Source organism: Corynebacterium sp. HMSC075D04 (assembly GCF_001815635.1).
Taxonomy (GTDB): Bacteria; Actinomycetota; Actinomycetes; order Mycobacteriales; family Mycobacteriaceae; genus Corynebacterium; species Corynebacterium coyleae.
Window position 1 is genome coordinate 25,300 of sequence record NZ_KV821338.1, and the last position, 19,440, is coordinate 44,739.

The following is a 19,440-nucleotide window of genomic DNA, read 5'->3' on the forward strand; positions in this document are numbered from 1 at the left end:
TCTACAACCGTGACTTACGATCAGCAGATGTACGAGCTTGAGTACCCCTCGCCCACCGTGGACAGCACCTCCCAATCGGGCCCGGCGCTGATTATTGCCATGCACGGCTACGCCGACGCAGGTCACGCAGTTGAGTCTGCAGCCGACCATCTTAAGGCCGCGCTAGAGACCCATACGGTGGCGACGTTTAGCAACGACGAGCTCATCGACTACCGCTCACGACGCCCAACGGTGACACTCGCCCATGCTGAAATCGCAGACGTTGCAGACCTGCAACTCGATATGCGGGTCCTGCGCGACAGCAAGGGCAAGTCTTTCTTGCTCCTGTCCGGGCCTGAACCGGATCTTCGCTGGGAAGCGTTTAGCAATGCAGTCGCCGACCTCGTCGAGCGTTTCAATGTGGATAAAACGATCTGCCTCTACGCTGCCCCTATGGGCGCGCCACACACTCGCCCCCTTGTGGTATCAGCACACGGCAACGACACCGACCTCGTCGGCTCGATGTACACCTTCGACGGTATGGTGAGCGTTCCTGGCTCCGCCGCAATTCTCATTGAGCGCGAACTCCACAAGCGTGGGCGAAATGTCGCAGGCTACACAGCGCACGTCCCGCACTATGTCGCTGCTTCTCCGTACCCGCACGCAACTTTCCAGCTCTTGCAGTCGGTAGAGGATTCCACCACGTTGACCTTCCCGCTTGGTTCGTTGGAAGGCGACATGAAGCGGGTCTCCCAGCAACTTGCAGAACAAACGACGAACTCCGCTGAGATCACCCATGTGGTCCAGGCCTTGGAGGAACACTATGACCAGGAGATGGAGGAATACCGTCGCCACCACCCGCAAGCCATGATGCCCGGTGAGGCACAGATGCCCTCGGGTGAGGAAATCAGCGAGGCTTTTGAGAACTACCTCACCGCCATCGAGGACCGAGACCGCAACCGTGGTCAACAGCGCAGTCTGCCTCACGATGAGGACACTGATCGGCGCTTGCGTGACTACTACTTCATCGACCCCGACGCTGAAGAAGGTGACGGCGACAGTGACGACGACAGCGAAGGTGACACCGGCGCAACATCCTAAATGCTGATGGGATGTCGGGGCGGTCAGCTACGGTGGTGAGCGTGACGCTCACTGATATGCTCTCCGACATTGCCGAAGCACCTGAGTCCCTCTTCGAGGACGTGGTGTGGGACTCGTTTACCTCGTGGACCGAGTCCCGCGGTATCAGCCTCTACCCTGCTCAAGAGGAAGCTTCGCTAGCGTTGCTCGCTGGCGACAACGTTATCTTGGCTACCCCAACTGGATCCGGGAAGTCCATGGTGGCCAACGCGGCGCATTTCATTGCCCTCGCCCGTGGACAACGATCGTTTTATACGGCGCCGATTAAGGCACTGGTAAGCGAGAAGTTTTTCGCGCTGTGCGAGATTTTCGGCGCTGAAAACGTCGGCATGATGACCGGTGACGCAACGGTGAACTCCAATGCGCCAATCATTGCAGCCACAGCGGAGATCGTCGCAAATATCGCGCTACGAGAGGGCGAGCATGCACGGATCGACCAGGTCGTCATGGACGAGTTCCATTACTATTCCGAGCCGGAGCGCGGATGGGCCTGGCAGGTTCCGCTCCTCGAGTTGCCAAAGGCACAGTTTCTGCTGATGTCGGCGACACTAGGCGATACTGCGTGGCTCGAGGAGGACCTGACGAAACGCACCGGGCGCACCACCACTTATGTGGGCGGCGCTGAGCGTCCCGTTCCGCTGGATTTCCACTATGTGTTCACGCCGGTGCACGAGACGATTGAGGAGCTGCTCGCCGACGGCAAGGCACCGATCTACGTTGTGCATTTCTCTCAGCGCGAAGCCACCGAACGAGCGCAGGCGCTGACCAGCATGAAAATCATTACGGATGAGGAAAAGCAGCGGATCGCTGAAGAGATTGGCAATTTCCGCTTTACCACCACGTTTGGCAAGACGCTGTCCAAACTTGTGCGTCGTGGCATCGGAATCCACCACGCAGGCATGTTGCCGAAGTACCGTCGCCTTGTCGAACGGCTTTCCCAAACCGGCTTACTGAAGGTCATCTGCGGTACAGACACGCTCGGTGTGGGGATTAACGTGCCGATTCGTACAGTGCTCATCACTGGGTTGGCCAAATACGACGGAACTCGCCAGCGCATCTTGAAGTCGCGTGAATTCCACCAAATCGCAGGCCGCGCAGGTCGCGCAGGCTACGACACCGAAGGCACTGTAGTGGTGGAAGCACCCGAACACGAGATAGAAAACGTAAAGCTGCGCCGCAAGGCGGGTGATGATCCGAAGAAACTCAAGAAGATACGGAAGAAATCTGCCCGCGACGGTGAAGTTTCCTGGTCTGAGAACACTTTTGAACGTCTGAAGGTCGCTGAACCCGAAGAGCTGACAAGCCAGTTCAAGGTGAGCAACTCGATGCTGCTCAACGTGGTGGCACGCCCTGGTGACGGCTACGAGCACATGCGCAAGTTACTGCGCGACAACCACGACAACCGTGCGAAGCAGAACAGGGACATCCTCACCGCAGTGGAGCTATTCCGTGGGCTGATTAACGCTGGAGTGGTGGAACGTACTCCGGACTCTCCCGCGTTTCGCCCATACACGCTGACGCAGGAGCTCGACCGCGACTTTGCGCTAAATCAACCTCTCGCTCCGTTCGCACTGGCGTTTCTTACCCTGCTGGATCCGGAATCGGATACATACACCCTTGATGTCATCTCAGCATTTGAAGCGATCCTCGACGACCCGAGGCAACTCCTCCAAGCGCAAGAGAAAGCCGCTCGTGGAGAAGAAATTGCTGCGCTAAAGGCTGAAGGTGTTGACTACACCGAGCGCATGGCGATTATTGAGGATGTCACCTATCCGAAGCCATTGACCGACGAGTTGGACGAAGCGTTCGATACCTTCACCCAAGGCAACCCATGGGCGAAGGAGTTCGAGCCGTCGCCGAAGTCTGTGGTGCGGGACATGATCGAGCACGCAATGACGTTCTCCGATCTCATTTCCACATATGGGCTGGCGCGCTCCGAGGGTGTGGTGCTTCGCTACCTCACCGATGCTTGGCGCACGCTCTCCTACTCCATCCCCGATGCCTACATGAACGACGAGCTCGAGGACATCGTCGTATGGCTCGGCGAGATGATTCGTCAGGTGGACTCGTCGCTCATCGACGAATGGGCGCACATGACCGGAGAAGACGAACCTGTCAGCCAGGAAACCATCGACCGAGAGCTGGCGTTTGGTGTACAAGACCCATCCGCACTGACCGCCAACCGTCGTGCGTTCACAATCATGGTCCGCAACTACTTCTTCCGAATGGTCGAACTGTTCGCTTATGAGAAAGAAGATGAGTTGGCCGAGATGCTCGACTACCTAGAAACAGACGAGCGGGTGGATTGGCCGGGGGCGATGGACGACTACTTCGACGAGTACGACGATGTCGATCTTGGCCCAGACGCACGCGGTCCTGAATTCTTCCACATCGGTGATCAATCCGGCAGATCCTGGCAGGTCACCCAGATTATTAACGACCCCGAAGGCGACAACGCGTTCCAGATTCACGGTGTGGTGGATCTCGACGCATCCGATGAAGCGGGTGAGGTTCGGGTCTCCTCGTTGGAGGTTCGGGGGCAGTAGAAGTGCTCGCATGAAACGGAAAGTTCTAATTTGCCCCAAAACACATCCACCCCGGCTAGATTGTGTGGGGCAAACTTTGGTTCTAGCGTGACAAGGAGCACAACGTGACGCGCACAATTGTTGTCGGCGCCGGCATGACCGGTCTGTCAACCGCATGGCATCTGCAGGAATATGGCCATGAGGTGGAAGTTCTCGAACGCATCGATGTTGCGGCCGGTTCTTCCTGGGGCAACGCCGGCTGGTTGGCACCGGGCAAGACGATCCCGCTGTCCAACTCGAGCCTGTGGGCATACGGCCCGACCGCACTGTTTGATAAGCACGCTGCTTTGGATGTGCCGGTGCGTTTCGACCCGAAACTGTGGCGCTTCTGCGCCAACTTCATGGCACACGCGACGGGACGCGCATGGGACAAGACCATGGCTCGCCTCACTAAGGCAGATATTGCTTCCCTCGCTGCTTTCGACGAGCTCGAAGCAGGTGGTGTGAAGGCCTCCACACATGAGGGTCCGTTCATCATCGGTTTCGAAAACGAGAGCAAAGCCGCCGGCTTCCTCAAGGAAGTCGAAGGCGCTCAGCGTCACGGCCAAGATATTCCTTTCGAGCAGATCACGCTTGACGACGCCCGCACTGACGCCCCGATGCTGACCGAGAAGGTCGGCGCAACCTACCGCATGGGCGGTCAGCGCTTCATCGAGCCGGGTCCGTACTGCCGGGCCATTGCAGATTCGATTATCGAGCGCGGTGGCAAGATCACGACGGGTGTTGAGGTCGTAGAGGTCACCTCCACCCGCAAGCCAGCCGTGAAGCTTTCCACCGGGGAGTGGCTGCAGGCCGACAACGTTGTTTTGGCAACCGGTGCGTGGCTTCCGTCCTTGGCTAAACAGCTTGGTGTGAACACGATGATTCAGGCTGGTCGCGGCTACTCCTTCTCGGTTGTGACAGCTGAGCCTGCTACCTGCCCGGTGTATCTGCCGGATCCAAAGATCGCCTGCACCCCGTACCAGGGTCGCTTCCGCATTGCAGGCACGATGGAGTTCCGCGGCCCGGATGAGCCGTTCCAGCCAGGCCGTATTGCCTCGATGATTCACTCGACGAAGCCGTTCTTCCGTGGCATCGACTGGGAAGATCGCCAGGACGAGTGGGTCGGTTCCCGCCCGGTCACTCCGGACGGTCTCCCACTGGTTGGCGCGACGAAGGTGCCAAACGTGTACACCAACGGTGGTCACGGCATGTGGGGCATCATCCTGGGCCCGCTGTCCGGCAAGATGCTGGCAAAGCAGATTGTGACCGGCGAGATCGACGAGACGATCAAGCCATTCGACCCGCTGCGCGGCCCGTTCGGTGGCCTGTAACGCACCAACGTTTCAAACCCCGTCACTGCACTATGCATGTGGCGGGGTTATTTTTATCCCCCGTTTTCCCCACCCGTCAACGCTGTGCGCTGCAGGTTTCCTCGCACGACTCGTGCGACGGCATCTAATTGCATTGAAAATCGCAGTTGTGCCTTATCTTAATCCCTGTCACATTGGTCAGTTTTGAGTGATAAGGAACACAAATGCCACAACTGAGCACCAACCAGATCGCGCCGTCGAATAGCGATGACCTCGAGGCAGTAATCGAGGCAGCTGTTGCTCGCGCCTACCACTGGATGGAAGCTACCGCCGAAGCAGACGCCGACGACGCCTCCACCCAGCAGCTCGCTGAGTTGCTTCGCGACGAAAACGGTGTCCGCTTCACCATGGACTTCGTTGACCGCGTCATGCGACCGGAAAGCAACCGTGTCGCAGCACACGCACTGCGAGCGATCACGCGCGGTGTCGACGCCCGATTCCTCGGCCAGATCAACTCTCTGCTCGTCGGAATTGGTGCTTTCGTCGGCCCATTCCTGCCAAACGTAGTTGTTCCTGCGGCACGTGCCCGTCTCCGCCAGCTCGTTGGCCACCTGGTTCTCGATGCCGAAAGTGACGCACTGAACAAGCTTCTCGACAACGCACAGAAGCGTGGTGAGCAGCTCAACTTGAACCTGCTCGGTGAGGCCGTCCTCGGCGAGAAGGAAGCAACAGATCGTGCAGAACGCACCCTCAATTTGATCAAGAACCCACGCGTTACCTATGTGTCCGTCAAGGCATCGTCGATGGTGTCGCAGCTCAACCACTGGGATTACGACGAATGCGTTCGATTGGTCAAGGACCGCATCCGCCCGCTGTACCGCGCTGCGCGCGACCGTAGCCCTCAGGTGTTCATCAACATGGACATGGAGGAGTACCACGACCTGCATCTCACGCTGGACGTGTTCACGCAGCTGCTCAGCGAAGAGGAGTTCAAGGACTACCAGGGCGGCATTGTGCTTCAGGCGTACTTGCCGGACACGCTTGGTGCTCTCGAGTACCTGGCCGACTTCGCCCAGAAGCGTGTGACCGACGGTGGCTCCAAGATCAAGATCCGTCTGGTCAAGGGTGCGAACCTGTCCATGGAACGCCACCACGCTGAAGTCAAGGGTTGGGAGCAGGCTCCGTACCTGACCAAGGATGAGGTGGACGCAAACTACTACCGCCTGCTGGATTTCATCCTGCGCCCTGAGTTTGCAGATGCGGTTTCTATCGGTATCGCCTCGCACAACCTGTTCACGTCTGCGTTGGCATACGAGTTGGCACAGCGTCGCGGTGTCACCGCGATGATCGACTCTGAGATGCTGCAGGGCATGTCCCCTGCGCAGCAGGAAATCGTGCGCGAGGTGTACGGCGACCAGATCCTGTACACCCCGGTTGTCGGCCGCGATGACTTCGACGTGGCGGTGAGCTACCTGGTGCGTCGTCTCGAGGAGAACGCTGCCCCGCAGAACTTCCTGCATGCCCTGTTCGCTCCGAAGACTGAGGACCGTGATCCGATTAAGGAGCAAGAGAACGTCTTCCGCTGGGCTGTCGGCAACCGTTGGGACGTGCACAATGGCCCGAACCGCACGCAAGACCGTAATACGGAAACTGAGCGCCACGTCGCACATGCTTCCGCAACGACCGGCCGCTTCTTCAACGAGCCGGATACGGATCCTGCCCTTGAGGCCAACCGTGCTTGGGCGATCAAGCACCTGAGCACTCCGCCATCGATCGACACCGGTGAGGAGATCACCGATCCTGCTGCTATCCGTGACAACATCGAGCGCGCTCTCGAGGCGCAGAAGAAGTGGGGTGCCCTGTCCGCCAACGAGCGTGCAGAGGTGCTGGAGGCGATTGGCGACGAGATCGCACGCCGCCGTGGCGAGTTCGTCTCCGTTGCGGCTCACGAGGCCGGCAAGACTGTCGACCAGTCTGACCCAGAGATCTCCGAGGCGATCGACTTCTGCGACTACTATGCAGATAGCGCCCGTCACCTCGACGACATTGAGGCAGAGTTCGAACCGAACAAGCTCACGGTGGTTGTTCCGCCGTGGAACTTCCCGGTCGCTATTCCGACCGGTGGTGTCATGGCGGCGTTGGCGGCAGGCTCTGCTGTGATCCTGAAGCCGGCACCGCAGGTAACGCAGTGTGCCAAGCTGATCGCGGATTGCATCCAGGCAGTCTTCGCAGAGAAGGGCATCGACCCGGATACGGTGCAGTACGTTCGCGCTGACGAAGGTGAGGCGGGCAAGGCACTGCTTACCGACGACGCCGTGGACGCCATCATCCTCACCGGCGCATCTGAGACAGCCCAGCTGTTTAAGTCGTGGAACCCGCAACTTAACGTCATGGCTGAGACCTCGGGCAAGAACGCCATCATCATCACGCCGTCCGCCGACCCGGATCTGGCGATCAACGACCTGTATCTGTCGGCATTCGGCCACTCCGGCCAGAAATGCTCCGCGGCGTCGCTGGCAATTCTCGTCGGCTCCGCGGCCGAGTCTGAGCGTATTCGTGGCCAGCTCCTTGACGCTGCTTCCACTCTCGTGGTCGGCCCAGGCACCGAGCTCTCCACCACGATGAACGGCTTGATTGAAGCTCCGGGCGAGAAGCTGCAGCGCGGTTTGACCAAGCTCGAACCGGGCGAGAAGTGGTTGCTCCGGCCGAAGAAGCTCGATGATGAAGGCAAGTTCTGGAGCCCCGGTATCCGCGACAACGTTAAGCCTGGCTCCTGGTACCACCAGAACGAGTGCTTCGGACCGGTCCTGGGCATCATGCACGCCAAGGACCTCGATGAGGCTATTGAGTGGCAGAACTCCACCGGCTACGGCTTGACTGCGGGTATTCACACCCTTGACGGCGACGAGATCAATACCTGGCTCGACCGTGTGGAAGCTGGCAACGTCTACGTCAATCGCGGTATCACCGGTGCGATCGTGCAGCGTCAGCCGTTCGGTGGCTGGAAGAAGTCTTCGGTCGGCCCAGGCGCGAAGGCTGGTGGCCCGAACTATGTGGCACAGATGGGCACGTGGCGTGACCGCGATGGTGTGGCTCCGTCGCCGGGCGTGAGCATCTCCGCCGATATCCAGGAGCAGCTGGAGGCGTTCCGCCCGAACGTCGATGCGGAGGACTACGGCTGGCTCTCCCGTGCTGCTGAGTACGACCAGCGCGCATGGGACCGCGAGTTCGGTCGTGGTCACGACCACTCTGGTCTTCGCTCGGAGGCGAACATCTTCCGTTACCGCAACACGCTCGAGCCGGTCGTGATCTACGTCGGTGAGAACTACCGCTTGCGCGATGTCTACCGCCAGCTGCTCGCAGCAGCGATCACCGGCTCCGAGATCCGTGTCGTTGCTCCTGCGGAAATCGCCTCGGATCTGGAGGCTGCTGCGATCACGGTCGATGCGAACCGTGTGGAAGGCACCCCGTCGCGCATCCGCGTTATCGGTGATGCCCCAGCAGACATCTACGGCGACATCACCACCGCCGTTTTTGATAGCCCGGCGCTCATCGACGGTCGACGTGAGTTGCTCCCGTACCTACTGGAGCAGGCCATCTCCGCAACCCTGCACCGTTTCGGCGTCATCCACGACCCGGCCGGCATCAGGAACTAGTCCCCCACTAACCGACACAACCCTGGGAGAACCCGATGACTACGAAACCACCACCATCGGAAGCATCAACTCGTCCTAAAGCTGGCGTCATTCCTGACGAAGACGCCGGCTTGCAGAAAGGGCTGTCCACCCGTCAGATCAACATGATCGCAATTGGCTCGGCGATCGGTACCGGTCTGTTCCTTGGCGCAGGTTCGCGCCTTGAGGCCGCCGGACCGTCGCTAGCCCTGATGTACCTGCTCTGCGGTTTCATCGGATACCTCATCCTGCGGAGTCTGGGTGAGCTCATTGTCCACCGTCCAACCTCGGGTTCGTTCGTGTCCTACACTCGCGAATTCTTTGGCGAGAAGGCCGCATACGTCTCGGGCTGGTTGTACTGGTTCAACTGGGCAGCGACCGCCGTTGCTGACGCGACAGCGCTTGCGATCTACATTCGCTGGTTCGGCCAGTTCTACGGTTGGATTAACGACATTCCGCAGTGGGTCATCGCACTTGCGATCATCGCTCTTGTGACGGGGATGAATCTCGTCTCGGTGAAGTTCTTTGGCGAGATGGAGTTCTGGTTCTCCCTGATCAAGGTGGCGTTCCTGCTCACGTTCCTCGCGGTCGGCATCTTCATGGTCATCTTCGGCAATCCGAGTGGTGATCTGACTGGCCTGACGCTCATCTCCGATCACGGTGGCTGGTTCCCGAACGGCGTACTGCCGGCACTGATCGTGATCCAAGGCGTCGTGTTCGCTTACGCAGGTATCGAGCTGCTGGGCACGACCTCTGGTGAGGCAAAGAACCCCCGTAAGGACATCCCGAAGGCGATTAATGCTGTTGTCTTCCGCCTGCTGGTGTTCTACTTCGGCTCCGTGCTCCTGCTGTGCATGCTGCTGCCGTACACCCAGTACTCCGGTGACGAGTCACCGTTTGTGACTTTCTTCAACTCCATCGGCGTGCCGTACGCCGGTCCTATCACTCAGTTGGTGGTCATCACCGCTGCGTTGTCCTCCCTGAACGCCGGCCTCTACTCCACGGGCCGCATCATGTACTCGCTGTCCAAGGCCGGTTCCGCACCGCAGTGGGCAGGCAAGGTCACCAAGGGTGGTGTGCCCTACGGTGGCATTCTGATGACCACCGGCGTCGCCCTGTTCGGCGTTGTGCTCAACTACTTCGTGCCGGAGGCAGCGTTCGAGGTTGTGTTGAATATCGCGGCACTTGGCACGATGGCGTCCTGGGCGGCAATTTCCCTGTCGCACATGCGCTTTGTGCGGCTGGCCCGGCAGGGCAAGTACACCCGTCCGGATTACCGCGCACCATTCTCGCCGTTCACCGATATTGTCTCGCTGCTGTTCCTTGGGCTGGTTGTCGTGCTCATGGCCTTCGACTACCCAATTGGCACCTGGACACTGATTGTGTCGCTGCTGATGTGGCCGGCGCTTGCGTTCGGCTGGTTCAAGGTCCGCGATCGCGTCGAGTTCATTTCACGCTCGCACGTAAACTACGAGCACGTCACTGGTGAACAAGCCCCTGATATCGATCCCCCAATCGTTGCCCATTAATTCCCCACATTTTTGAAAGGAACTACCCGTATGACTCAACTCGTCGACGTCACCAACATGTGCCGCTGGATCGACCACCACGGTGTGGAGAAGATCATCGCCGGCATCCTCGAATACATCGAAAAGGACTTCGTCCGCTGGGAAGAATTCGACAAAATTCCGCGCGTGGCTAGCCACACCCCGATCGGTGTCATCGAACTGATGCCCACCTCCGACTCAGTCGAGTACGGATTCAAGTACGTCAACGGCCACCCGTCGAACCCGGCTCGTGGCTTCCAAACTGTGACCGCTTTCGGTTTCCTGGCTGACGTAGACAACGGCTACCCCACGTTTGAAGCCGAGATGACCTTGCTCACTGCACTTCGTACTGCTGCAACCTCCGCAATGGCGGCAAAGTACCTCGCCCGCAAGGACTCTGAGGTCATGGCGATGATTGGCTCCGGTTCGCAGTCGGAGTTCCAGGCACTCGGGTTCCGTGCGGCGCTGGGCATCGAGCGGGTTCGCATCTTCGATATCGACCCGAACGCTATGGAGAAGTTCCGCCGCAATATCGAGCCACTCGGCATCGAGGTCTACATCGCCGACAGCGTTGAGGATGCGCTCGAAGGCGCAGACATCATTACGACCTGCACCGCCGACAAGGCCCAGAACACCATCCTGGACTACTCGTTGGTTCGCCCGGGCGTCCACATCAATGGTGTGGGCGGCGACTGCCCCGGCAAGACGGAGCTTGATCCGCGCATTCTTGACGACGCCACCGTGTTCGTCGAGTTCCCTCCACAGACCCGCATCGAAGGCGAGATCCAGAACAAGGACGAGGACTTCGAGGTTGTCGAACTGTGGAAGGTCATCGCAGGCAAGGTCCCGGGCCGCTCCAGCGATGAGGAGATCACGCTGTTCGACTCCGTGGGCTTTGCTATCGAGGACTTCTCCGCCCTGCGCTACCTGCGCGACTCGACTGCTGGCACCGACTTCCAGACCTATATTGAGTTGGTCGCCGATCCGGATGATCCGAAGGACCTGTTCTCGCTGACCACCAAGGTGCTCAGCCCCATGTAGCGCGCTCTGCTTAACGACGAAACGCCGCTGGCTCCGAACAGAAAGGTTCGGGGCCAGCGGCGTTTAATCGTCGATACGCGCTAGTGGCTTAGCGTGCGTCTTCGATGGTGATCGTCTGGGCAACAGCCTGGACAACACCGGCAATCTTGATGGATTCCCAGACTTGTTCCTTGGTCAGGCCTTCCTCGCGGACGGTGTTGGCGTGGGCGACAGCGCAGTGCTCGCAACCATTGATGGTGGAAACGGCGAGCGACCACAGCTCGAAATCAGCCTTTTCCACGCCCGGCTTGGAGATGATGTTCATGCGAAGACCGAACTTCACGTTGGCGTAGTCGTCACCCAACCAGCCCTTAGCGCGGTACGCGACGTTGTTCATCGCCATGACAGTGGCCGCACCGAAGGCTGCGTCGATGGCCTCCTCGGAGAGGTGCTCCTTGGCCTCGTCGGTGATCTCGGAGATGACGGTTGCGTTGCGGGTCGCGGCCGCGGAGGCGACGAGCGTGCCCCACAGTTGCTGCTCATTCAGCTCGGTCGAGCGGGTCAGCGAACCAAGGTTGAGCTTCTGGTCCTTTGCGTACTCGGGAAGTGCGTTGCGCAGGTTATCGATAGACATACGTTGATCCTTTCGGTTGGTATGGGAATGCCCCGCCACTCCAGCGTTAAGGAGCGCGGGGCGGCACGGAAACTAAAGTTCGGGTGCTACTTCAGGGACTCCTGGACCACAGCCATCTTGTCGATGTTCTTGGTCGGGTCGTTCTTCTGCCAATCGCAAGCGCAGACCTCTTCAGACTGCAGAGCGTCGAGGACACGCAGGACCTCGTCGACGTTACGGCCAACAGCGTCCGGGGTGACGGACACGAACTGGATGATGCCGTCCGGGTCGATGATGAAGGTTGCACGGTCTGCGACACCGTCAGCGTTCTCAACACCGAGGGCGCGGATCAGGTCGTGGCGGATGTCCGAGAACATCGGGAACGGGATGTCCAGCAGTTCCTCGTGGGTTGCACGCCAGTTGAAGTGCGAGAACTCGTTATCGATGGAGCCGCCGAGCACCTGGGTGTCGCGGTCCTCGAACTCCTCGTTGAGCTTGCCGAATGCGGCGATCTCGGTCGGGCAAACGAAGGTGAAGTCCTTCGGGTAGAAGAAGATGACCTTCCACTTGCCCTCGTACTTATCCAGGGAGACGCGCTCGAAGTAGTCGTCCGGGGAAGCAGCGTTAGCTTCCTTCAGGTTGCCACCCTTCAGTGCGAGAAGGTCGAACTCCGGAAAACGCTCTCCAACGGTCATGATCGGCATGATGATCCTCCAAAAGAATCTGGTCAAACGAATGTGTTTCGGACGTAAAACAGTATGACACAGTTCGCAGAAGGTTGCAACCAAAAACCTATTAGCCGGTGTAGGATTCATAAGTATGAGCAATCGAGAGTATAAACCGACACTCGCACAGATCCGTACCTTTGTCACGGTTGCAGAACAGAAACACTTTGTGAGCGCAGCAGCGAAACTTGGCATCTCCCAGCCTTCCCTGTCACAGGCTTTGGCGTCGCTTGAAAATGGTCTTGGCCTGCAACTTATCGAGCGTTCCACCCGGCGCGTGATCGTCACCCCCACCGGTGAAGCGCTGTTGCCATATGCGAAGGCAACCCTCGACGCTGCCGATGCTTTTCTTGCCCAGTCGCGCGGAGCGCTCGGCGAGCTCGCCGGCCCACTGAACATTGGCATCATCCCTACAATTGCGCCGTATCTCCTTCCGGGAGTGCTTATTGGGATCGAGGAAAACTACCCGGATTTGGAACCGCGCATCGTAGAAAACCAAACGGATCAACTGTTACAAATGTTGCGCGACGGGCAACTCGATCTGGCAGTGCTTGCCACTCCGACGCACGCACCAGGTTTGGAGCAATTGCCGCTTTACGACGAGCCGTTTGTGGCAGTGACCAATCCGGACGATCCACTTGCCGGCCGCACCGATTTGGGGCTGGACAGCCTGAAGGACCTCAACCTTTTACTACTGGATGACGGCCACTGTCTGCGGGATCAGATTGTGGAGCTGTGCAAGATCGCTGAGGCAACTCCCGGCGCGCGCAAGCATGCTGTGACACGCGCATCGTCACTGACCACGATCGTCCAGTTGGTCGTGGCAGGGCTGGGGTCAACGTTGATTCCGGCCTCCGCGGTAGGCACTGAGTGCTCTCGCCCCGGAGTCGCTTCCGCAACGTTTGCAAACGGCGTACAGGCGCAACGCACGGTGAGCTTGGTCTACCGCGCGTCCTCGCAGCGTGTTGCGGAGTTCGAGCAGTTAGGGCAACTCGCGAAGGCTTCGTATGAGCGAGCCCTGGAATCAGGTAAATCCCTGCTTCCGCGCTAAGCTCTGCCTCTGGCTATGACTGATCATTCTTCCTCCTCCCCCGCCCCGCCGAAGCCGCAGCTCTACGATGCGCTCGATGCTGTACCGATTGCGGATGTTCGACGGTTCCGTAGGCGACTCAAAAATGCGAGCGCGCCGGATGCGCTGCGGGCGATTGGGAAGGATATTGAGAGGGCACGGGGTGTCGTCGAGAAGCGCGATGCTCTGATCCCTGAAATTACTTACCCGGAAAACCTGCCGGTGTCTGCGCGCCGCGACGACATCATGGAACTGGTGCGCGACAACCAGGTCGTTGTTATCGCCGGCGAGACGGGATCGGGCAAGACCACCCAGATTCCAAAGATGCTGCTGGAGATGGGGCGTGGCCGGCGTGGACTGATTGGACACACGCAGCCGCGCAGACTCGCCGCTCGCACCGTTGCGGAGCGCATCGCCGACGAGCTCGGCCAGGACATCGGTGAATCTGTCGGCTACGCCATTCGTTTCGACGACAAAGTATCCCCGTCTACTGCGGTCAAGCTGATGACGGACGGCATCTTGCTCACAGAGATGCAGCGCGATCGCTTCCTCAACGCGTACGACACGATCATTATCGACGAGGCCCACGAGCGCTCACTCAACATCGACTTCCTGCTGGGCTACCTCAAGCGACTGCTGCCCAAGCGGCCGGACCTCAAAGTGATTGTCACATCTGCGACCATTGACCCGGAGGCATTTGCCAGCCACTTCGCCGACGCCGAGGGCAACCCAGCTCCGATTATCGAGGTCTCCGGGCGTACTTACCCAGTCGAAATCCGCTACCGACCACTGGTTGAGCAGATTCAGAAAAAAGACGGCTCCATCAAGGAGATTGACACCGACTTGATCGACGGTGTCGTCGCCGCCTGCAAAGAACTTATGGGTGAGGGCAACGGCGACATTCTGTGTTTCTTCTCTTCAGAGCGCGACATCCGTGACTGCATGGAGGCGATTGAGAAGCAGCACTGGCGTGGCGTTGAGGTTGTTCCGCTGTTCGGTCGCCTCTCCAACGCGGAGCAGCACCGTGTGTTCTCCCCACACTCGGGTCGTCGCATTGTGTTGTCGACAAACATCGCCGAAACGTCTCTGACCGTGCCGGGCATCCACTATGTGGTGGACACTGGCCTGGCGCGTATCTCGAGGTATTCGACACGCACCAAGGTCCAACGTCTGCCTATCGAGGAAATCTCCCAGGCTTCCGCGAACCAGCGTTCGGGCCGATCAGGCCGTACCGCCGACGGCATTGCCATCCGCCTGTATTCGGAGGAGAACTTCGAAGCGCGCCCAGAGTTCACTGACCCGGAGATTCTGCGCACAAACTTGGCGTCAGTCATCTTGCAGATGATCTCGCTGCGGCTTGGGGATATCAATGAGTTCCCCTTCATCCAGGCGCCTGACCATAAGGCGGTCCGCGACGGACTTATGCTGCTGCACGAATTGGGGGCGATCTCGCAAAAAGAACGTGGTGGCGCACCGACCCTCACCAACGTTGGCCGCGATATTTCCCGCATTCCTGTGGACCCCAAGATGGCCCGCATGCTGGTGGAGGCCAATCGCCTCGGCGTGCTCGATGACGTCACTGTCATCGTCGCAGCCATGACCATCCAGGATGTTCGAGAACGCCCCTTGGAGTACCAGGCCCAGGCCGACCAAGCACACGCCCGCTTCAAGGACAAAGAGTCCGACTTCCTGTCATCGCTGAAACTGTGGGATTACATCGGCGATTCCCGCGACGAGCTGTCCGGCAACGCATTCCGTAAGCGTATGAAGCGCGAGTTCCTCCACTACATGCGCATCCGTGAGTGGCGCGATCTTGTCCGCCAATTGCGCGACGTGGAGCGACAGCTCGGCTGGTCTCCCGCCGATAGTGTCGCGGGTGAGCGCGATGCAGCTGCAGTCCACCAGTCGCTCTTGACTGGTTTGCTCTCCAATATCGGCGCGCGTGACGGCAATTCCAAAGAGTTTCAGGGAGCGCGCGGGACACGGTTTATGGTCTTTCCCGGCTCGTCGCTGGCTAAGCGGCCTCCGGAGTTTCTCATGGCCGCTGAACTCGTCGAAACGTCACGGCTCTGGGCTCGTGACGTAGCCAAGATCGAACCTGTTTGGGTTGAGCGTGCCGCCGGCGACCTGCTCAAACACTCCTATTCGGAACCTGTGTGGTCGCGTAAGCGTTCCGCAGCGATGGTCCACGAAAAATCCATGCTTTACGGCGTGACCATCGTGCGTGATCGGCTTGTTCCCTACCACCGGGTGGATCCTGCCGCTGCGCGCACAATGTTCATCCGCCACGCGTTGCTGGAGGGCGATTGGAACCGTCACCATAAGTTCATCGACCACAATGAAGCGTTGCTTGCGGAAGCAGCCGAGGTCGAGGAAAAGGTTCGCCGCCGCGGCCTTGTCGTCGACGAAGATACGTTGTTCGACTTTTACGACGCTCGCCTGCCCGACAATGTCACCACCGCTCGCCACTTTGATTCGTGGTGGAAGAAACAGCGTGCGAAAGACAAGCATTATTTGGACTTCGATCCGAACGCATTGCTTGACGACGACAACGTTGACGCCTCTGCGACCGCCTTTCCCGAGGCCAAGCGCCAGGGCTCCGTGGAATACGCACTGCGCTACAAGTTCGAACCGGGCGACCCGTTTGATGGAGTCACTGTCGAGGTACCCGTGCCACTCCTGGCAAACCTTGACCCTGACGGCTTCGATTGGCTCGTCCCAGGCTTGCGCTCTGAACTCGCTGCCGAGATGATCCGCACCCTACCGAAGGCGTTACGTAAAACCGTCGTCCCCGCCCCCGACTTTGCGCAGCGTGCACTCGAGGTAATGCCCGAGGACGTCAACACGGACATCCCGTTTACTGAAGCGCTCGCCGATGCGCTTCGAAGCGTTGGTGGCCGCGGTATTAACGCCACGGATTTCAACCCCCAGGCGTTGCCACCGCACTTGCAGGTTACCTATGCGGCAATCGACCGCCGCGGCAAGATCGTCGACCACGACAAGGATCTCGCAGCGTTAAAACGCCGTCAGGCGGGCAAGATTAAGTCGTCTGTATCCAAAGCTGGACGCCAATCGGAGTCTGAGTCTGTAAAAAAGTGGACGTCGGACTCGCTCGGCGCTGTACCGGAGACTGTGACCACAACAATCGACGGTAACGAGGTTGATGCTTACCCAGCACTCGAAGCTACAAAAGACGGTGTCAAGGTCACGGTGCATCCGACGAAGGCTGCCGCCGACGCGTCGATGGTCACTGCGACACTGACGTTGCTGTTGCGCGAAATCAACGTGAATGCGCAGCAGATGACCAAGGGCCTACCGCTGCGCCACAAGGTCGCTGTTGACCGCTATCCCCACGGCGGAGCAAATGACCTGGTCGAGGATGCTCGTGTAGCAGTGATTCGCGATCTGATGATGTCGCACGGGGGCCCGGTGCGCACTCCGGAGGAGTTCGACGCCCTTCTCGCCGAGATTAAGCCACAGGTCTCGGGTGGTGTAAGGCGTGCTGTGGTCAACACTGCTCCAGCGCTTGCCGCGTACGCCGACATTTCGGTGGAGCTCGATCAGTGGGAGGGGCCTGCGATTGATGACATGCGTTCGCAGCTCGTCTTCTACCTCCCCCGTCACGCAATAACGGTTCATGGGGTGCAGCACTTGCAGCATTTGCCGCGCTATATCGATGCGATGCGGATCCGGCTGGAGGATATGCGTCTGGACCCGGACCGAGATGCTGACCGCCAGGAAGTTGTCGATGGGGTGAAACGCTACCTTGCTGATCATATGAAGCGACTTCCCGCACAACGGTCGAAGACGCGGGCCTACAAGGATATTCTTTGGCTCATTGAGGAGTTGCGGGTCAGTTTGTTCGCGCAGCGACTTGGCACTCCCCGACCGGTCAGCCAGCGCCGGATTGAGAAGAAAATTGATGCGCTGCGCTAGCGATATTCTTCGCGGTCGCGCCGACGCATAAGCCTGATTTCCGACTCGAAATCGTCGGCACTTTCAAACGACTTATACACAGATGCGAAGCGCAGGTATGCAACCTCGTCAAGCGCACGAAGTGGCTCGAGTACTGCCAAACCAATCTCGTGAGCAGGAACCTGCGAGCTGCCCTGCGCACGCACGATTTCTTCGACTTCTTGTGCGAGGCGCTTCAGTGCATCGTCGGAAACGTCCCGACCTTGACATGCACGCCGCACACCAACGATGAGCTTGTCGCGGTCGAACGGCTCACTTACTCCATTACGTTTGACGACGGTGAGTACCGCGTTTTCAACAGTGGTGAATCGACCACCGCATTCTGTACATTCACGGCGACGGCGAATTGCAGAGCCTGCTTCGACAAGTCTGGAGTCAGCGACTCTGGTCTGTTCGTTATGACAGAAGGGGCAATACATAGGGCTCAGACTACCCCTCTAGCGGACCACCTCAGAGTCTGCGATGAAAACCGGCTGGGACGACCCCGGCACCTGGCCTGCATCACTAAACACTCCACCAAACGCAGAGCCGGCTAAAAGCGCTCCAGTCAGCAACGCTGCTAAGACGAAACCTTCCTTGCCCTCGCGGTGAGATTCGAATGCCTCAGATACATATTCCCGACGTCCATGACCTAGGTTCTCTGTACGCTCACCCTTTCGATCAATAACGTCAAGCGTTCGAACACCGCTATAAACACCGCTACGATCTCGTCCTGGATTAAGGTCCCACACCTCGACCGGCTGCGCTAACCGAGGCGTCCGAGATACACCGCAATCGCTCCCATACCCACTGTTCACTGCTGGATTAATCGTTACCGACATTTCACTCTCCTTCAATCTCGTGCACCACTGTACGAATGCACTCGACATGTTCGAATATGTAATCGTTTGTATGTTCGATTCCGCTTACATGTTCGATTTATAGCAAAGCGAGCAAATACTGTCTAGCCCAAAGTGGAAAATATCGAACAAACTTGCCCTATCTGGTAGGTTCTATGCCTACAGACCTAGAAACAGAGACACGCGGAAAGAGGAAAAGCAGTGGCAAAGAAAAAATCTGACGCAGGCAATCTCGACATGAGCACACTTTCAGACAGGCAACGTCGAATCCTTCAGGTCATCCAAGACGCCGTTGTGCTCCGCGGCTACCCGCCAAGCATCCGTGAGATCGGCGACGCTACCGGGCTGCAATCAACCTCATCCGTGGCATACCAGCTCAAGGAACTGGAGAAGAAGGGATTCCTGCGCCGCGACCCCAATAAGCCGCGTGCCGTGGATCTGCGCCACCTGCAACAGACAACCAAACCGAAGCGCAAGACCCCCCAGCAGGACACACCCGAGGACGCCACTCCCGCGCGTTACGTTCCAGTTTTGGGACAGATAGCAGCTGGCGCGCCAATCCTGGCCGAAGAAAACGTCGACACGTATTACCCACTTCCTAGTGACCTACTCGGCGATGGCGACGTTTTCATGCTTCAGGTTGTTGGAGAGTCCATGCGCGATGCTGGCATCCTCAACGGCGACTGGGTTGTTGTACGTTCGCAGCCTGTTGCCGAGGAAGGCGAGTTCGTCGCTGCATTGCTTGACGGCGAGGCGACAGTCAAAGAGTTCCACCGCGATTCCACCGGTGTGTGGCTCCTTCCCCACAATGATGCTTTTGCCCCAATCAAGGGCGATAACGCAGAGATCATGGGGCGTGTTATTTCCGTTTTCCGCACCCTTTAGCGGGAATCTGCCCTCCTTTAGGGGCAAAACAAACACAATCGCAGACATCCGGGCATGAATGTCTGAAATACTGAGTACTCCGACCAAAACGATTGAG

General features: G+C 58.7%; 12 protein-coding genes. 9 read left to right on the forward strand and 3 right to left on the reverse strand.

Translation table 11 applies throughout. The features are described from left to right. Positions 1-27: 27 nt before the first annotated feature. The 6 genes from HMPREF3048_RS05165 (at position 28) to HMPREF3048_RS05190 (ending at position 11,258) form a co-directional block, all read left to right on the forward strand. Entirely contained in the window at positions 28-1,080 is a 1,053-nt protein-coding gene (locus tag HMPREF3048_RS05165) for a PAC2 family protein (protein ID WP_070614511.1), read from the forward strand. 56 nt (positions 1,081-1,136) lie between these two features. After that, positions 1,137-3,665, forward strand: coding sequence for a DEAD/DEAH box helicase (locus HMPREF3048_RS05170; RefSeq protein WP_070771391.1), 2,529 nt, complete (start codon positions 1,137-1,139; stop codon positions 3,663-3,665). A gap of 104 nt (positions 3,666-3,769) precedes the next feature. After that, a complete protein-coding gene (locus tag HMPREF3048_RS05175; RefSeq protein WP_083316764.1) occupies positions 3,770-5,017 on the forward strand; it encodes an NAD(P)/FAD-dependent oxidoreductase in 1,248 nt (415 codons plus the stop codon). Positions 5,018-5,220: 203 nt separating this feature from the next. Beyond that, positions 5,221-8,652, forward strand: a complete 3,432-nt coding sequence (locus HMPREF3048_RS05180; protein WP_070771392.1) for a bifunctional proline dehydrogenase/L-glutamate gamma-semialdehyde dehydrogenase — start codon at positions 5,221-5,223, stop codon at positions 8,650-8,652. A gap of 35 nt (positions 8,653-8,687) precedes the next feature. Next, positions 8,688-10,199 carry an amino acid permease gene (locus tag HMPREF3048_RS05185; protein WP_083316765.1) on the forward strand — a complete coding sequence of 504 codons (1,512 nt, stop codon included), beginning with the start codon at positions 8,688-8,690 and terminating at the stop codon, positions 10,197-10,199. 30 nt (positions 10,200-10,229) lie between these two features. Then, complete coding sequence (locus HMPREF3048_RS05190; protein WP_070771393.1) at positions 10,230-11,258, forward strand: ornithine cyclodeaminase; 1,029 nt, start codon at positions 10,230-10,232, stop codon at positions 11,256-11,258. A gap of 88 nt (positions 11,259-11,346) precedes the next feature. Here the strand turns inward: HMPREF3048_RS05190 and HMPREF3048_RS05195 are convergent, their stop codons facing one another. Together HMPREF3048_RS05195 and HMPREF3048_RS05200 are read right to left on the reverse strand one after the other, a co-directional pair. Beyond that, complete coding sequence (locus HMPREF3048_RS05195; RefSeq protein WP_070451048.1) at positions 11,347-11,871, reverse strand: alkylhydroperoxidase, AhpD family; 525 nt, start codon at positions 11,869-11,871, stop codon at positions 11,347-11,349. Between the two features lie 86 nt (positions 11,872-11,957). Then, the gene (locus HMPREF3048_RS05200; protein ID WP_070422344.1) at positions 11,958-12,554 is read right to left on the reverse strand and encodes a peroxiredoxin; all 597 of its coding nucleotides are present in this window, start codon (positions 12,552-12,554) and stop codon (positions 11,958-11,960) included. A gap of 115 nt (positions 12,555-12,669) precedes the next feature. Between HMPREF3048_RS05200 and HMPREF3048_RS05205 the strand changes: the two genes are divergently transcribed. Together HMPREF3048_RS05205 and hrpA are read left to right on the forward strand one after the other, a co-directional pair. Then, entirely contained in the window at positions 12,670-13,626 is a 957-nt protein-coding gene (locus tag HMPREF3048_RS05205) for a hydrogen peroxide-inducible genes activator (protein WP_070771394.1), read from the forward strand. A 15-nt stretch (positions 13,627-13,641) separates the two neighbouring features. Next, entirely contained in the window at positions 13,642-17,580 is a 3,939-nt protein-coding gene (hrpA, locus tag HMPREF3048_RS05210; protein WP_070771395.1) for an ATP-dependent RNA helicase HrpA, read from the forward strand. On the opposite strand, the gene nrdR is transcribed toward hrpA, so the two are convergent. Further along, positions 17,577-18,038, reverse strand: a complete 462-nt coding sequence (gene nrdR, locus HMPREF3048_RS05215) for a transcriptional regulator NrdR (RefSeq protein WP_070422341.1) — start codon at positions 18,036-18,038, stop codon at positions 17,577-17,579. The two genes, hrpA and nrdR, sit on opposite strands and share 4 nt — an antisense overlap. A 657-nt stretch (positions 18,039-18,695) precedes the next feature. Between nrdR and lexA the strand changes: the two genes are divergently transcribed. After that, entirely contained in the window at positions 18,696-19,343 is a 648-nt protein-coding gene (gene lexA, locus HMPREF3048_RS05220) for a transcriptional repressor LexA (RefSeq protein ID WP_070422402.1), read from the forward strand. Positions 19,344-19,440 lie beyond the last annotated feature (97 nt).

Coding starts and splice junctions, on each gene's coding strand:
- HMPREF3048_RS05165 (WP_070614511.1), top strand. CDS start 28: ATGTACGAGCTTGAGTACCCCTCGCCCACCGTGGACAGCACCTCCCAA.
- HMPREF3048_RS05170 (WP_070771391.1), top strand. CDS start 1,137: ATGCTCTCCGACATTGCCGAAGCACCTGAGTCCCTCTTCGAGGACGTG.
- HMPREF3048_RS05180 (WP_070771392.1), top strand. CDS start 5,221: ATGCCACAACTGAGCACCAACCAGATCGCGCCGTCGAATAGCGATGAC.
- HMPREF3048_RS05185 (WP_083316765.1), top strand. CDS start 8,688: ATGACTACGAAACCACCACCATCGGAAGCATCAACTCGTCCTAAAGCT.
- HMPREF3048_RS05190 (WP_070771393.1), top strand. CDS start 10,230: ATGACTCAACTCGTCGACGTCACCAACATGTGCCGCTGGATCGACCAC.
- HMPREF3048_RS05195 (WP_070451048.1), bottom strand. CDS start 11,871: ATGTCTATCGATAACCTGCGCAACGCACTTCCCGAGTACGCAAAGGAC.
- HMPREF3048_RS05200 (WP_070422344.1), bottom strand. CDS start 12,554: ATGCCGATCATGACCGTTGGAGAGCGTTTTCCGGAGTTCGACCTTCTC.
- HMPREF3048_RS05205 (WP_070771394.1), top strand. CDS start 12,670: ATGAGCAATCGAGAGTATAAACCGACACTCGCACAGATCCGTACCTTT.
- hrpA (WP_070771395.1), top strand. CDS start 13,642: ATGACTGATCATTCTTCCTCCTCCCCCGCCCCGCCGAAGCCGCAGCTC.
- nrdR (WP_070422341.1), bottom strand. CDS start 18,038: ATGTATTGCCCCTTCTGTCATAACGAACAGACCAGAGTCGCTGACTCC.
- lexA (WP_070422402.1), top strand. CDS start 18,696: ATGAGCACACTTTCAGACAGGCAACGTCGAATCCTTCAGGTCATCCAA.